Source organism: Brachybacterium squillarum M-6-3 (assembly GCF_000225825.1).
Taxonomy (GTDB): Bacteria; Actinomycetota; Actinomycetes; order Actinomycetales; family Dermabacteraceae; genus Brachybacterium; species Brachybacterium squillarum.
Window position 1 is genome coordinate 1 of record NZ_AGBX01000004.1, and the last position, 14,898, is coordinate 14,898.

General features: G+C 74.7%; 11 protein-coding genes. 5 read left to right on the top strand and 6 right to left on the bottom strand.

Annotation, left to right across the window (positions count from 1 at the left end; translation table 11 throughout):
- From OM98_RS06935 to hutH, 4 genes are all read left to right on the top strand, one after another.
- Positions 1–547: IclR family transcriptional regulator (locus tag OM98_RS06935; protein WP_010533878.1), on the top strand; the 547-nt coding region annotated here is incomplete at its 5' end.
- Positions 548–670: 123 nt separating this feature from the next.
- A complete protein-coding gene (locus OM98_RS06940) occupies positions 671–2,425 on the top strand; it encodes a urocanate hydratase (protein WP_010533879.1) in 1,755 nt (584 codons plus the stop codon).
- Positions 2,426–2,427: 2 nt separating this feature from the next.
- The gene (locus OM98_RS06945; RefSeq protein ID WP_010533880.1) at positions 2,428–3,696 is read left to right on the top strand and encodes an amidohydrolase family protein; all 1,269 of its coding nucleotides are present in this window, start codon (positions 2,428–2,430) and stop codon (positions 3,694–3,696) included.
- A gap of 35 nt (positions 3,697–3,731) precedes the next feature.
- On the top strand, positions 3,732–5,306 hold the full coding sequence (gene hutH, locus OM98_RS06950) for a histidine ammonia-lyase (RefSeq protein ID WP_010533881.1): 1,575 nt from the start codon (positions 3,732–3,734) through the stop codon (positions 5,304–5,306).
- A 204-nt stretch (positions 5,307–5,510) separates the two neighbouring features.
- Here the strand turns inward: hutH and OM98_RS06955 are convergent, their stop codons facing one another.
- The 5 genes from OM98_RS06955 to OM98_RS06975 all read right to left on the bottom strand — a co-directional run bounded on the left by OM98_RS06955 (position 5,511) and on the right by OM98_RS06975 (position 11,054).
- Positions 5,511–5,897: a hypothetical protein gene (locus OM98_RS06955; protein ID WP_342626428.1), complete on the bottom strand. Its 387-nt coding sequence runs from the start codon at positions 5,895–5,897 to the stop codon at positions 5,511–5,513.
- A gap of 212 nt (positions 5,898–6,109) precedes the next feature.
- Positions 6,110–6,970: a methyltransferase domain-containing protein gene (locus OM98_RS06960; protein ID WP_010533883.1), complete on the bottom strand. Its 861-nt coding sequence runs from the start codon at positions 6,968–6,970 to the stop codon at positions 6,110–6,112.
- Positions 6,971–7,062: 92 nt separating this feature from the next.
- Entirely contained in the window at positions 7,063–7,845 is a 783-nt protein-coding gene (locus tag OM98_RS06965; protein WP_010533884.1) for an MBL fold metallo-hydrolase, read from the bottom strand.
- Positions 7,846–7,873: 28 nt separating this feature from the next.
- Positions 7,874–8,431 carry a YceI family protein gene (locus OM98_RS06970; RefSeq protein ID WP_010533885.1) on the bottom strand — a complete coding sequence of 186 codons (558 nt, stop codon included), beginning with the start codon at positions 8,429–8,431 and terminating at the stop codon, positions 7,874–7,876.
- 229 nt (positions 8,432–8,660) lie between these two features.
- Positions 8,661–11,054, bottom strand: a complete 2,394-nt coding sequence (locus OM98_RS06975; RefSeq protein WP_010533886.1) for an ATP-binding cassette domain-containing protein — start codon at positions 11,052–11,054, stop codon at positions 8,661–8,663.
- Between the two features lie 108 nt (positions 11,055–11,162).
- On the opposite strand from OM98_RS06975, the gene OM98_RS06980 reads away from it, so the two are divergent.
- Complete coding sequence (locus OM98_RS06980; RefSeq protein WP_010533887.1) at positions 11,163–12,647, top strand: mycothione reductase; 1,485 nt, start codon at positions 11,163–11,165, stop codon at positions 12,645–12,647.
- Positions 12,648–12,716: 69 nt separating this feature from the next.
- Here the strand turns inward: OM98_RS06980 and OM98_RS06985 are convergent.
- Positions 12,717–14,898: LCP family protein (locus OM98_RS06985; RefSeq protein WP_010533888.1), on the bottom strand; the 2,182-nt coding region annotated here is incomplete at its 5' end.

A 14,898-nucleotide genomic window follows, 5' to 3' on the forward strand; every position in this document is an offset into this window, starting at 1 on the left:
CCCCCGCCACGACCCGCTGGCCCGCATCGGCCGCCGCGCCGTGGCCCGTATGGTCGATGCGGCGGGGGAGTCCGGGCACCTGGCCGTCCTGCACGGCCGCGACGCCCTCTACCTGGTCGAGGAGCGCGCCCGGCGCCGCCCCAGCCTGGTCACCGAGCGCGGCGTGCGCCTGCCCGCCCACCTCACCGCGAGCGGCCGCGCCATGCTCGCCGCCCTCCCGCCCGCCCAGCTGCGCAGCCTCTACCCGGCCCGCACCCCCTTCGAGCGCCGCACCGAGGCCCCCACCATCACCTCCCGCCCCGAGCTCGTGGCCGCCTGCGCCCGCATCCGCGAGGAGGGTGTGGCCTGGGAGGACGGCGAGGTGACCCCCGGCTTCGTCTCCGTCGCCGCCCCGGCGCGCGACGCCGCCGGCTGGCCGATCGCCGGGGTGGCGCTGACCTGGGAGGCGGGGACCTGGGGGGCGGGCGAGCAGGAGGCGGAGGTCCGCGAGGAGCGGGCCCGCACCGTGCGTGAGGTCGCCGCGGAGGTCGCCCGCGCCGCCGGCTGATCCCCACGGCGGAAGGGTGACCGTCCGGGATCCCGGACACCTCCTGGTCGTCGGCCCCGACGCCGCGCACGCCGCCGTGGTCTGCTGGGCTCACCCGTCGCCCCGAGCACTCAGGAGCCCGCCATGACCCTTCCCGGAGCCCGCCCCGTCCGCGCCCCCCGCGGCACCGAGATCAGCGCGAAGTCCTGGCAGACCGAGGCGCCGCTGCGGATGCTCATGAACAACCTCGACCCCGAGGTCGCCGAGCGCCCCGACGACCTCGTCGTCTACGGCGGCACCGGCCGCGCCGCCCGCTCCTGGGAGGCCTTCGACGCGATCACCGAGACCCTGCGCGACCTCGAGGACGACGAGACCCTGCTGGTGCAGTCCGGCAAGCCCGTCGGGGTGCTGCGCACCAACCCCTGGGCGCCCCGCGTGCTGCTGGCCAACTCCAACCTGGTGGGCGACTGGGCCACCTGGCCCGAGTTCCGCCGCCTCGAGGCCGAGGGCCTGATGATGTACGGCCAGATGACCGCCGGCTCCTGGATCTACATCGCCACCCAGGGCATCCTCCAGGGCACCTACGAGACCTTCGCCGCCGTCGCCCGCAAGCGCTTCGAGGGCACCCTTGCCGGCACCATCACCCTCACCGGCGGCTGCGGCGGCATGGGCGGCGCCCAGCCGCTCGCCGTCACCCTCAACGGCGGCGTCTGCCTGATCGCCGACGTCGACCGCACCCGCCTGGAGCGTCGCCTCGCCAAGCGCTACCTCGACGAGATCGCCGAGGACCTCGACGACGCCGTGGCCCGCGCCGCCGCCGCCCGCGCCGAGCGCCGCGCCGTCTCCATCGGCATCGTCGGCAACGCCGCCGAGGTGTTCCCCGCCCTGCTGGAGCGCCACCGCGCCGGGGACCTCGTGATCGACGTCGTCACCGACCAGACCAGCGCCCACGACCCGCTGAGCTACCTGCCCGCCGAGATGACCGTCGAGGACTGGCGGGCCGAGGCCGCCGCCGACGCCGAGGGCTTCACCAAGAAGGCCCGGGAGGCGATGGCCCGCCAGGTCGAGGCGATGGTCGGCTTCCAGGACGACGGCGCCGAGGTCTTCGACTACGGCAACTCCATCCGCGACGAGGCCCGCCGCGCCGGCTACGCCCGCGCCTTCGCCTTCCCCGGCTTCGTGCCCGCCCACATCCGACCCCTGTTCTGCGAGGGCCTCGGCCCCTTCCGCTGGGTCGCGCTCTCCGGCGACCCCGAGGACATCGCCGTCACCGACGCCGCGCTGAAGGAGCTCTTCGCCGACAACGACCACCTCTGCCGCTGGCTCGACGCCGCAGCCGAGTACGTCGAGTTCGAGGGCCTGCCCGCCCGCATCTGCTGGCTCGGCTACGGCGACCGCGCCAAGGCCGGCAGGCTCTTCAACGACCTGGTGCGCGACGGCAAGGTCAAGGCCCCCATCGTCATCGGCCGCGACCACCTCGACTCCGGCTCCGTCGCCTCCCCCTACCGCGAGACCGAGGCGATGCTCGACGGCTCCGACCCCATCGCCGACTGGCCGCTGCTGAACGCGCTCACCGCCACCAGCTCCGGCGCCACCTGGGTGTCCATCCACCACGGCGGCGGCGTCGGCATGGGCCGCTCCATCCACGCCGGGCAGGTCGGCCTCGCCGACGGCACCCCGCTCGCCGAGGCCAAGCTCACCGCGCTGCTGACCAACGACCCCGCGATGGGCGTGATCCGCCACGTCGACGCCGGCTACGAGCGCGCCGCCGACGTCGCCGCGGAGCGCGGCGTGCGGGTCCCCATGGCGCCGACCGTGCGCGACGCCGGGGACGCCGAGTCCGCCCAGCGGGAGGTGCTGGACCGCCTCGCGACCGCCGGCACCCCGCGGAAGGACTGAGCATGCCCACCACCGTCCTGACCGGCATCTCCGAGCTGTGGACCCTGGACCCCGCGCTCGACGCGGCCCCCGGGGAGCCCGGCCGCCACGGCGCCGCCGAGGGCCAGGTGCTGCGCGAGGCCGCCCTCGTGATCGAGGACGGCCGCGTCGCCTGGACCGGGCCGGCCTCCGCCGCGCCCGCCGCCGATGAGTACCACGACCTCGGCGGTCGCGCCGTGCTGCCGGGCTGGGTGGACTCCCACACCCACCTCGTCTTCGCCGGGGACCGCTCCGCCGAGTTCGAGGCGCGCATGGCCGGGCAGGACTACGCCGCCGGCGGCATCGCCGTCACCACCGCCGCCACCCGCGCAGCCCCCGACGCCGAGCTGCGCGCCCTGGTGCGGGCCCGGATCGCCGAGGCCCGCGCCGGGGGCACCACCACCCTGGAGACCAAGACCGGCTACGGCCTCACCGTCGCCGAGGAGACCCGCGCGGCCGCGCTCGCCGCCGGGCTGGTCAACGCCGGGGAGCTGGACGAGGTGACCTTCCTCGGCGCCCACGTGGTGCCCGCCGAGGCCGAGCACGCCGAGGCCTACGTCGACCTGGTGGTGGGGGAGATGCTCACCGCCGTCGCCGAGCACGCCCGCTGGATCGACGTGTTCTGCGAGCGCGGCGCCTTCACCCGGGAGCAGTCCGCCCGCGTGCTGCGCGCCGGCCGCGACGCCGGTCTCGGCCTGCGGGTGCACGGCAACCAGCTCGGCCCCGAGCACGAGGGCGTCGCCCTGGCCGTGGAACACGGGGCCGCGAGCGTGGACCACGTGAACCACCTCGGCCCCGCCGACCTCGAAGCCCTCGCCGCCACCGCCGCCCGCCCCGTCCGCGCGGCCGGGGAGGGGCTGCTGGACGTGCACGCGGGTCCGACGGTCGCCACCGTGCTGCCGGCCTGCGACCTCTCCACCCGGGCGCCGCTGGCCCCGGCCCGTGACCTGCTGGACGCCGGCGCGGAGCTCGCGATCGCCTCCAACGCCAACCCCGGCACCTCGAACACCTCCTCGATGGCCTTCTGCGTGGCCACCGCCGTGCTGCAGATGCGGCTGAGCCTCGCCGAGGCGGTCCGCGCCGCCACCCGCGGCGGGGCCCTCGCCCTGCGCCGCTCCGACGTCGGCCACCTCGCCGTCGGCGCCCGCGCCGATCTGCACGTGCTGGACGCCCCCGCCGCCATCCACCTCGCCTACCGCCCCGGCATGCCGCTCACCCACCAGGTGTGGCGCGCCGGCGTGCGCGCCGTCTGACCCGTCCGTTCTCCCCTGGAAGAGGTACCCCCACGATGACCATCGCCCCCGACACCGCCGGCACGACCGCCGTCGAGACGGTCCACCTCGCCTCCGCGGGCCTCGCCGCCGCCGAGGTGCTGGCCGTCGCCCGCCGCGGCGCCCGCGTGGAGCTGACCCCCGAAGCCCGCGAGCAGGTCGCCGCCGTGCGCTCCCACATCGAGGCCCTCGCCCACCAGGAGACCCCTGTCTACGGCGTCTCCACCGGCTTCGGCGCCCTGGCCGACACCGCCATCGAGCAGCCGATGCGGCAGGCGCTGCAGCGCTCCCTGATCCGCTCCCACGCCGCCGGGGCCGGCCCCGAGGTGGAGCGGGAGGTGGTGCGCGCCCTGATGCTGCTGCGCGCCCGTACTCTCGCCTCGGGCCGCACGGGCGTGCGCCCCGTCGTGGTCGAGACGATCCTGGCGCTGCTGAACGCGGGCATCACCCCGATCGTCCACGAATACGGCTCGCTGGGCTGCTCCGGGGACCTCGCCCCTCTGTCCCACTGCGCGCTGGTGCTGATGGGGGAGGGCCGCGCCCGCGACACCGAGGGCACCGAGCGCGACCCCCGCGAGCTGCTGCTGGAGCACGGCATCGAGCCGCTGGTGCTGGAGGAGAAGGAGGGCCTGGCCCTCATCAACGGCACCGACGGCATGCTCGGGATGCTGCTGATGGCGCTCGCCGACCTCGACGAGCTGGTGCGCACCGCGGACCTCACCTGTGCGCTCACCGTGCAGGGGTTGCGCGGACGCGACAGCGTCTTCCGTCCCGAGCTGCACGGCCCCCTGCGCCCCCACCCCGGTCAGGCCGCGTCGGCCGCGAACATCTACGCCCTGCTGGAGGGCTCCCCGATCCTCTCCGAGGTCGCCGCCGCCGGCTCGCGGGTGCAGGACGCCTACTCGCTGCGCTGTGCCCCGCAGGTCGCGGGCGGCGTCCGCGACACCATCGAGCACGCGCGCACCGTCGCCGAGCGGGAGCTGGCCAGCGCCATCGACAACCCCGTGGTGCTGGAGGACGGCACCGTCACCTCCAACGGCAACTTCCACGGCGCGCCGGTCGCCTACGTGCTGGACTTCATGGCCGTGGTCTCCGCGGACCTCGCCTCGATCGCCGAGCGCCGCACCGACCGGATGCTCGACAAGGCCCGCTCCCACGGCCTGCCCCCGTTCCTGGCCGACGACCCGGGCGTGGACTCCGGCTTCATGATCGCCCAGTACACCCAGGCGGCCCTGGTCTCCGAGATGAAGCGCCTGGCCGCGCCCGCGAGCGTCGACTCGATCCCCTCCTCCGCGATGCAGGAGGACCACGTCTCCATGGGCTGGCACGCCGCCTGCAAGCTCCGCACCAGCGTCGAGAACCTGCGCCGGGTGCTCGCCATCGAGCTGCTCACCGCCGCCCGCGCCGTGGACCTGCGGCGGCCGCTGGCCCCCTCCCCGGCCTCGATCGCCGCGATCGACGTGCTGCGCCGCACGGTCGACGGGCCCGGCCCGGACCGCTTCCTGGCCCCCGACATCGCCGAGGCCGAGGCGCGCCTGCTCGACGGCAGCGTGCTCGCCGCCGCCGAGGGCGTGGTGGGCCGCCTGCGCTGAGCCGCACGGGGAGCGACCCCCACGGCCCGGCCGTCGCCCTGCCGGAGCGGACCCGTCACGTTCGTGCGGTAATCCGCGGAGGCACGTCACGTCGGTGTCGGATGGGGCGGCTCTCGGCGACACGACCGTGACCCCCCCCCGGGTGTCCGGGGGTGGGTCACGTCTGCGCGGGGTGCGGCGGGAGGTGCGGGCTCCGACCTCGTCTCACGAGAGGGCGCGGGCACAGGGGCCGCGGTCGCGGACCTCGACCCAGCGCTCGCGGGGGAGCCGCAGTCCGATCAGCACCGCCAGCAGGGTGAACAGCGCGCCGATGAGGATCCACTGCGCAGGCCCGTCGACGCTGAGCCCAGGCTCGGAGACCGGGGTGTTCGCCACGTGCAGCCCGCCGTGGATCCCGACGGCCGCCCACACCGAGCGCAGAGCCATGCCGAGCACGCCGGCGGTGAGGGCGAAGCCGAAGGGGATCGCCAGGTAGGCGAAGCGTTCCCCGAGCTTCTCCTGTCCGCCCTGGGAGAGCAGGTGCGGGATGGTGACCACGACGGCGGCCCCGAGGACCGCGAGCACCGGGCGGGAGCGCAGCGACTGCATCAGGTAGCCGCGGCACCATCGCCCAGGCGCCGGCCATGTACGCGATCAGCGTCAGCATCATGCGGACGACGGCGGGAAGGCGAGGGCGGTGCGCGGACCCGGAGGCCAAGGGATCGCGGCCGTCGAGGCCATCGCCGAGTCCTTCCGCGGCACCGGGCTGGAGGTGCGCGTCCGCGCCGATCCCGCCGTGGAGCTCGGCCCCGACGCCTCCCTGCTCAGGCGCGCGGCGCGTAGAGCCCGAGCTGCACCTCCACCGTCACCGCGCCCGGGGCGTGCCCGGCCGCGCCGGCCGGATCCAGGTGGCGGGCGCTCGGTGTCATCGCCACCAGGTCGGTGGCCGCCTCCGGGGTGAGCTCCGCGGTGAAGCGCACGGTGCGCTCCGCGACTGCGGTGACGAACGGCTCCAGCGCAGTGGCCAGCCGCTCCTCCTTGCGGGGGTCGATGCCGAGCATGCCCGGCACCGCCTCCCGCAGCTCGGCGAGGTGCCCGGGGCCCGGCCGGGCCACGAGCAGGCGACCCTGCGGGCGCAGCACCCGCGCGAACTCGGAGGGGTTGCGCGGGGAGAACACGTCCAGCACCAGGTCGATCGCGTCGGAGGCCAGGGGCAGGCGGGCGAAGACGTCCGCCCCGATCGCGGCCAGGCGCGGATGGGCCCGGGCCGCGAAGCGCAGCGAGCGCGGCGAGGAGTCCAGGCCGATCCCGCGGGCGCCCGGCTCGGCCTCCAGCAGGCCCGCGGAGTACCAGCCGGAGCCGCAGCCCACGTCCAGCACGGTGCGCCCGGGGCCGTCGCCCGTCACCTCCGCGGCCGCGCCGGCGAGGTCGAGGATCGCGGCGCGCAGCGGCGCGTACGCGCCCGTGGCCAGGAAGCGGTCGCGGGCGCGGGCCATCGCGTCGTCGTCGCCGCTGCGCGGGCGATTGCCGTGCAGCAGGGTCACCGCCCCGGAACGGGCGAGGTCGGCGCTGTGCCCGGCGGGGCAGCGCAGGCTGAAGCCCTCCGCGTGCAGCGGCTCCGCGCAGACGGGGCAGCGCAGCAGCGGCAGTACGTCCAGCAGGGCGGGAGGCGGAGCGGCGGTCACGGACCCACGGTACGGCCCTGCGGGACCGGGGACAGCGGCCCGTCACGCCCCTGGTGGGCATGTCCTCGGCCGGGAGCGCGCCCCGAGGGCTCTCAGGCCTCCAGGGACTCCCCGGGTCGCAGGTCGTCGGTGGAGTGGGAGGCGACCATGCGCAGCTCGGGGCGACGGGCCAGCAGACGCTCCAGGCGACGCCGGGTGGAGGTCAGGGCGGCACGATCGTGCGCCAGCAGCGCCTGCCGGAAGCGGACGTCCGCCGCGGTGCGACCGCTGGTCAGGGCCAGCTGGGAGTGGGCGGCGTCGCCGGTGTGGATCACCCGCAGTCCTCCGCGACCGTCGATCACCACGCCGGCGTGGCCGTCGGTGTGGCCGGGCAGCGGCACCAGGCGCATGCCGGGGCAGACGTCCCCGAGGTCCGTCACCCCGTCCAGGCCCTCCCAGCGGCCGGGGCCGGGCTCGTGCAGCAGCAGGCGTCGCACCCCGTCGAAGGCGTGGGGGCGGTAGCGGAGCCGGTCCAGCAGGGTGCGGCGGGCGGCCCAGGCCCGGTGCTCCGCGGCGGCCAGGTGGATCCGGGCGGCCGGGAAGTCGCGGATTCCGGAGGCGTGGTCGACGTCCGCGTGGGTGAGGACCACGTCGCCGGCCGTCTCCGGGTCCAGCCCCCGGGCGGCGAGCTGGGCCCGCACGGTGCGCTCGATCCGCAGGTCGGGGCGCAGGAACCAGCGGGAGGGGCCGAGCCGGGAGGGGTCGGCGACATCGGCCGCGGAGAATCCGGAGTCGACGAGGACCAGCCGGTCCGGCAGCTCGATCACCAGGACCCGGCAGACCATGGAGGCGCCGGGCACCCGGAGGGGCCCGGCGTCGAGGTGGTGCAGGCGCATCAGCGGGGCGTGCCCGCGGGGGATCGGCTCAGGCCTCGTCCTCGCCGGCGCGCACCAGGGACAGCTCGAACTCGAGCCGGATGCGGTCGCCGACCAGCAGGCCGCCGGAGTCCAGCGGGGTGTTCCAGGTGATGCCCCAGTCGCGGCGGTCCAGGCGGCGGGTGCCTTCGAATCCGGCGCGCTCGTTCCCGAAGGGGTCGGTGTCGATGCCGACCAGACGCAGCGGGATGCTCATCGAGCGGGTCATGCCGCGGATGGTGAGGTCGCCGGTCACGATGTAGCCGCCCTCGTCGACCTCCTCGACGGAGGTGGAGACGAAGGTCATCAGCGGGTAGGTCGCCACGTCGAAGAAGTCGGCGCTGCGCAGGTGCTCGTCGCGCGACTCGTTGCGGGTGTCGATGCTGGCCATCTGCACCGTGACCTCGACGTGGGAGCTGGCGGGATCCTCCGGATCGAACACCGCCGTGCCGGCCACGTCGTTGAACGCGCCGCGCACCCGGGTGACCATCGCATGGCGGGTCGCGAAGCCGATGCGGCTGTGGCCCTCGTCGATGGTCCAGGTGCCGGAAAGAGGTGTGTCGGTCATGGTCTCGCCTTCTCCAGTGGGGCGGGGCGCGCGGGCCCGCCGGGACGGTGGGGACCAGGCGGCGCCCCGCGGCACGGGGCCCGACGACGTCATGGTCCGCCCCGGAACCTACCAGCTCCACCCCCCGAGTCAGGCCAATCGGACGTCCCGGATGGGGAGATCGTGACCTGCGGCCCCGCCTCACGGACGGTCTCGGACGCGGGTCCGGCCGAGCCGTGAGCCCGACCGTTCAGCGGGTCGCGGCCGTCCCCGCTCCCACGTAGTCCCGCAGATGCTGCCCGGTGAGGGTGGAGGCCTCGGCGATCAGCGCCGCGGGGGAGCCTTCGAAGACCACCCGGCCGCCCTCGTGCCCGGCGCCCGGGCCGAGGTCGATCAGGTGGTCGGCGTGGGCCATCACGGCCTGGTGGTGCTCGATGACGATGACGGAGGTGCCGCCGTCCACCAGGGTGTCCAGCAGGTCCAGCAGCGTCTGCACATCGGCCAGGTGCAGGCCGGTGGTGGGCTCGTCCAGCACCACCACCCCGCCGTCCTCGCCCATCCGGGTGGCGAGCTTCAGCCGCTGCCGCTCGCCGCCGGAGAGGGTGGTCAGCGGCTGCCCGATGGTCAGATAGCCCAGGCCCACCGCCTCCAGCCGCTCCAGCAGCTTCCGGGCCGCGGGCACCGAGGACTCGGCGGTGGAGAAGAACTCCCGGGCCCGCGCCACCGACATCTCCAGCACGTCGGCGATCGAGGCCCCGGCCAGGGTCAGCTCCAGCACGGCGGGCTGGAAGCGGCGGCCGCCGCAGTCCTCGCAGGGGGTGGAGACGGTCTCCATGAAGCCCAGCTCGGTGTAGATCACGCCGGCGCCCTTGCACTGCGGGCAGGCGCCCTCGGAGTTGTTGGAGAACAGGGCGGGCTTCGCCCCGGTGGCCTTCGCGAAGGCCTTGCGGATGGGATCGAGCAGCCCGGTGTAGGTGGCGGGGTTCGAGCGCCGTGACCCGCGGATCGCGCCCTGGTCCACCACCGTGATCGAGGGCTCCACGGCGCGGGCGGCCTCCAGCAGGGAGCTCTTGCCGGAGCCGGCCACGCCGGTGATCGCGGTGAGCACGCCCAGGGGGATGTCCACGTCCACCCCGCGCAGGTTGTGGCCGCGGGCGTCGCGCACCGCGATCGTCCCGGTGGGCTCACGCACGGTGCCCTTCACCGCGACCCGGGTGTCGAGGTGGCGTCCGGTGAGGGTGTCCGAGGCGCGCAGCCCGGCCACGTCGCCCTCGTACTGCAGGGTGCCTCCGGCCGTGCCCGCCCGGGGCCCGAGGTCGACCACGTGGTCGGCGATGGCGATGGTCTCCGGCTTGTGCTCCACCACCAGCACGGTGTTGCCCTTGTCCCGCAGCTCCAGCAGCAGCCGGTTCAGGGTGCCGACGTCGTGCGGGTGCAGCCCGATGGTGGGCTCGTCGAAGACGTAGGTGACGTCGGTCAGGGCCGAGCCGAGATGGCGGATCATGCGGGTGCGCTGGGACTCGCCGCCGGAGAGGGTGCCGGAGGGTCGGTCCAGCGACAGGTAGCCCAGGCCGATGGTGACGAAGGCGTCCAGCAGGGCGTGCAGGTTGGCCAGCAGCGGGCCGACGCCCGGGGCGCCGCCGTCCTCGAGGCCCCCCACCCAGTCCCGCAGGTCGGTGATCTGCAGGGCGCAGGCGTCGGCGATGGAGACCCCGTCGATGCGGGATTCCCGGGCGTGCTCCGCCAACCGGGTGCCCTCGCACTCGGGGCAGGTGATGAAGGTCACCGCGCGCTCCACGAAGGCCCGGATATGGGGCTGCATCGAATCGGGGTCCTTGGAGAGCATGGACTTCTGGATCTTCGGGATCAGGCCCTCGTAGGTCATCGAGATGCCGTCGATCTTGACCTTCGTCGGCTCCTTGTAGAGGAAGTCGTGCCGCTGACGGGCTGTGAAGGAGGCGATGGGCGTGTCGGCGGGGAGGAAGCCGCTCTTGGCGATGATCTTCACGGCCCCGCCGTCGGCGGTGTAGCCGGGGATGGTGAAGGGGCCGTCCTCGAGGGACCTGCTCTCGTCGTACAGCTCGGTGAGGTCGAGGTCGGTGACCTGCCCCATGCCCTCGCAGCGCGGGCACATGCCGCCCACCCGGGAGAAGGTCGTCTTCTCGGCGATGGTCCTGTCCCCCTTCTGCACGGTCATCGCGCCGGCCGCGGTGACGCTGGGGACGTTGAAGGAGTAGGCGCCGGGTGCGCCGGCGGAGGGCTCGGCGAGGGCGGAGAACAGGGTCCGCAGGTAGGCGTTGGCGTCGGTGACGGTCCCGACGGTGGAGCGGGCGTTGGCGCCCATCCGCTCCTGGTCCACGATGAACGCCGTGGTCAGCCCCTCCAGGGAATCCACGTCGGGCCGCGCCAGGTTCGGCATGAATCCCTGCACGAAGGAGGAGTAGGTCTCGTTGATCATCCGCTGGGACTCGGCGGCGATGGTGCCGAACACCAGGGAGCTCTTGCCGGATCCGGAGACGCCGGTGAAGACGGTCAGGCGACGCTTGGGCAGGTCCAGGTCGATGCCGCGGAGGTTGTTCTCGCGGGCACCGCGCACCCGGATCAGGTCATGGCCGTCGGCGGCATGCGGGGCGGGGCTGGTCACGTCGGCTCCTGGAGGTCGCGGGGAGAAGCGGGGCGGCGGGGTCGGACGGGTCCACGGTCCGGCGGCATCGGCGGACCGTGTGTCGGGGTGGGCGACTAGCCTGGTGAGGTGACCGCATCGACGCAGCAGAACATTACCGACACCCCTCCCGCGGAGCGGCCGGCGCAGCACTACGACATCGCGCTGATCGGCTCCGGCTCGATCAACTCCTTCCCCGGCCCGGACCTCGCCGGACGGTCGATCGTGCAGATCGACCGCGGGGTGGGCCCTGACCACGTCTTCGGCGGCACCTGCCTGAACCTGGGCTGCATCCCCACCAAGATGTTCGTGCACACCGCGGACCTCGCCCGGGTGCCCGCCGAGTCCGGCTCCTTCGGGCTCACCGAGAGCCTGGACGGCGTGGACTGGCCGGTCATCCGTGACCGCGTCTTCGGGCGCATCGACGCGATCTCGGCGGGCGGCGAGGAGTACCGCGCCTCCCATCCCGACAACGCGAACCTCACCCTGCTGCGCGGCACCGCCGTGTTCACCGGGCCGAAGCGGCTGCGGGTCGCGCTCGCCGACGGCGGGGAGCAGGAGGTCACCGCCGACACCATCGTGCTGGGCGCCGGCTCCCGGCCGGAGCTGCCGCCCGTGGAGGGCCTGGACGAGGCCGCGCCGCTCACCTCCGACACGGTGATGCGGATGGAGGCCCTGCCCGCCTCGATGACGATCCTCGGCTCCGGGGTGATCGCGGTGGAGATGGCGCACATCTTCGACGCCCTCGGCGTCCAGGTCACCGTGGTGGCGCGCTCGCCCCGGCTGCTGCGCGCCGCCGACGTCGACGTCTCCGCACGGATCACCGAGATCCTGGGCCGCCGGGTGCGGCTGGAGACCGAGCTGGACACCACCTGCGTCACCCGCGACGCCGAGGGGGTGCTGCTGCGCGGCACCCGCGACGGCGCCGAGGTCGAGGTGCGCAGCGAGGAGATCCTGGTGGCCACCGGCCGGCGCCCCAACTCCGACCTGCTGGGCGCCGAGGGCGTCGGCATCGACGTCACCGACGACGGCCGCGTGGCCGTGGACCCCTACCTGCGGGTGCTCGCGAACGGCCGGGTGCGTGAGGGCGTCTGGGCACTGGGCGACCTCTGCGACGCCGCCCAGCTCAAGCACGTCGCCAACCACCAGCAGCGCATCGTGCGCCACAACGTCACCGCCGACGGGGAGCTGCGCCGCGCTGACACCCTGCCGGTGCCCTTCGGCGTGTTCACCCATCCGCAGATCGCCTGGGTCGGCCCCGACGAGGCCACCGCCCGTGCCGAGGCCGAGCGCAGCGGACGCCGCATCGCCGTCGCCACCCAGGAGTACGCCTCGATCGCCTACGGCTGGGCGATGCAGGACACCACCGGCTTCGCGAAGATCATCGCCGACGCCGACACCACCGAGATCCTCGGCGCCCACCTGATCGGCCCCGAGGCGACGGCGCTGATCCAGCTGCTGATCCAGGCGATGAGCACCGGGCAGACCGCCCGGGACGTGGCCCGCACCCAGCTCTGGATCCACCCGGCCCTGCCCGAGCTGATCGAGAACGCGCTGCTGCAGCTCACCGACTGACCCTCCACCACGCAGCGGGCCCCGTCCACCTCGGTGGAGGGGGCCCGCGGCGTGGTGGAGGGGAGGCGCTCAGCCCTCCTCGCCGGCGCCGGGGAGGCAGGACTCCAGCGGGTTCTCCTCCTCGGCCTCGGCGCTCTCCTCGGCCGTGGTCTCCTCCTCCGAGGTCTCCTCCCCGGTGGTGGCCTGCTCCGTGGTCTCCTCGGCCGTGGTCTCGTCCTCGGTGGTGCCGGTCTCGGCGGGCTCCGTGGAGCCGGGCTCGGTCTCCCCGGTCACGTCCTCCGCCTCGACGCTCTCCATCGACTCGTCGATCGACTCCTGGGTCCATTCCTTGAGGTAGTCCCAGTCGGCGTCGTAGGTGTGGGTGACCTCCTGCGTGATCGGGTAGGAGGTGAAGCCGGCCTCCTGTATCCGCTGCGCGAGCACCACGAAGGCGTCCAGGTCGCCCACCGGGATGTCCGTCTGGATGTTCTCCTCGGTGGCCGTGACCAGGCGCGGGATCGACATCGCGAGGGTGGGGACGTTGGCCTCCTGGGCGACGACCTGCACCATGCGCTGCTGGCGGCACATGCGGTCGAAGTCGTCGGAGCCCTCGCGGGAGCGGGCGTACCAGAGGGCGTGATAGCCGTCGAGGGTCTGCAGCCCCGGCTCGATGTAACCCTCGATCGGGTACTTGCCGCCGGTGGCCTGGTTGGTGCCACCGCCGATGGGGATGCGCCGCTCGACGACCATCTCCACACCGCCGATGGCGTCCACCAGGTCCTCGAAGCCCTGCAGGTTGACCATCGCGTAGTAGTCCATCTCCAGGCCGAGGGTCTCCTCGATCGCCCAGGTGGTCGCGGTCAGGCCGGGGTTCTCCGCGTCCTCGCCCGAGAACAGGTCCTCGTGCTCCTCGGCCCAGGTCCACACCGCGTTGATGAGGTTCTGGTTGCTGCCGTAGTAGTCGAAGCCGTCGGGGAACTCCTCGGCGGCGACGGTCCCCTCCGGGAAGCGCACGTTCTCCAGGTTGCGGGGGATGGAGAACAGGGCGGTGCTGCCGGTCTCGGTGTCGATCGAGGCGACCATCAGGGTGTCGGGACGGGTGCCGGTGCGGTCGTCCCCGGAGTCCTGGCCGAGCAGCATGATGTTGATGCGGCCCACGCCCTCCCAGGGGTCCGCCCCGGATCCGAGCGGCGAGCCGCCGCCGGCGGCGAAGACGGTGTCGGAGCCGAGCAGTCCCTGGGTGGCCCAGAGCGACTGCACGCCGCGGGCCGCGGGCACGGCGCCGACGGCGACGATCACGGCGGCCAGCAGCAGGGCCGCCACCCGGGGGCGGCCGCGCAGCCGCTGCCGGGTGGACTGCGACATCGAGGTGAGCAGGATCTGCGCACCCCAGACCAGGGCCGCGAGCACCGCGAAGACCAGCAGCCCGATCAGCACGCCGCGGCGGGTGAGCAGCATGAGGCCGCTGGTCATCGGGTCGCCGAGGAGGAACCAGGCGCCCAGGCCCAGCACCCCTGCGGCGAGCAGGCCCAGCAGGGCCCAGCCCAGCGGACGCAGCTTGGTGGTGAGCAGGCCGATCCCGGGCAGCACCGAGGTGGCCAGGGTCCACAGCGCCACGATCCCGAAGGCGCGGCGGCGCTGCCCGGGGCGACGGCGGGGCTCCTCGGTGGCGGCGCGATCCGGGCCCTCCTCTCCCGGGCTCGACGGGGAGGCGGTCCGCGCGGCGATTCCCGCGGGGACGTGACGCGCCGGGGCCTCGGCCGGAGTGGCGGGGGAGGTAGCTCCGGCGGGCGCGGCGGGGGAGGCGGGACTGCTCGCCGACACGGCGGAGGCCGCAGACGCGGCGGACGCGGCGGAGGCCGCGGAGGCCGGGCGGGCCGGGGAGACCGGCGAGACCGGACGGGCGGCGCGGCGTCGGGCGACGGCGGGGCGGCGCGGTCCTGGGGCGGCAGCCGCGGCCCCGGCGGCGGTGGCGGCCGCGGCGGTCCCGGCGGCCTGCGCCGGTCGGTCCCCGCGGGGGGCGTCCTCGGCCGGTTCGTGGGCGGAGGCGGGGGAGTCGGCGGTGGGTGCCGTGGGCGCGGTCCCCGCCGTGGTGGGGGACGCCGCGGTGGCGGGGGTGGGCGCGGCGTCTCCGGTCCAGAGGTCGCGTTCGTCCCGGTCACGCCCAGGGGTGGGGTCGGGACGGCGACGCGGGGAGGGAGCGGGCGCCGGAGGCTGCTCGACGGCGTCGCGGCGGGCACGGCGGCCGTGGCGGCGAGCCGCGGCGGCTCCG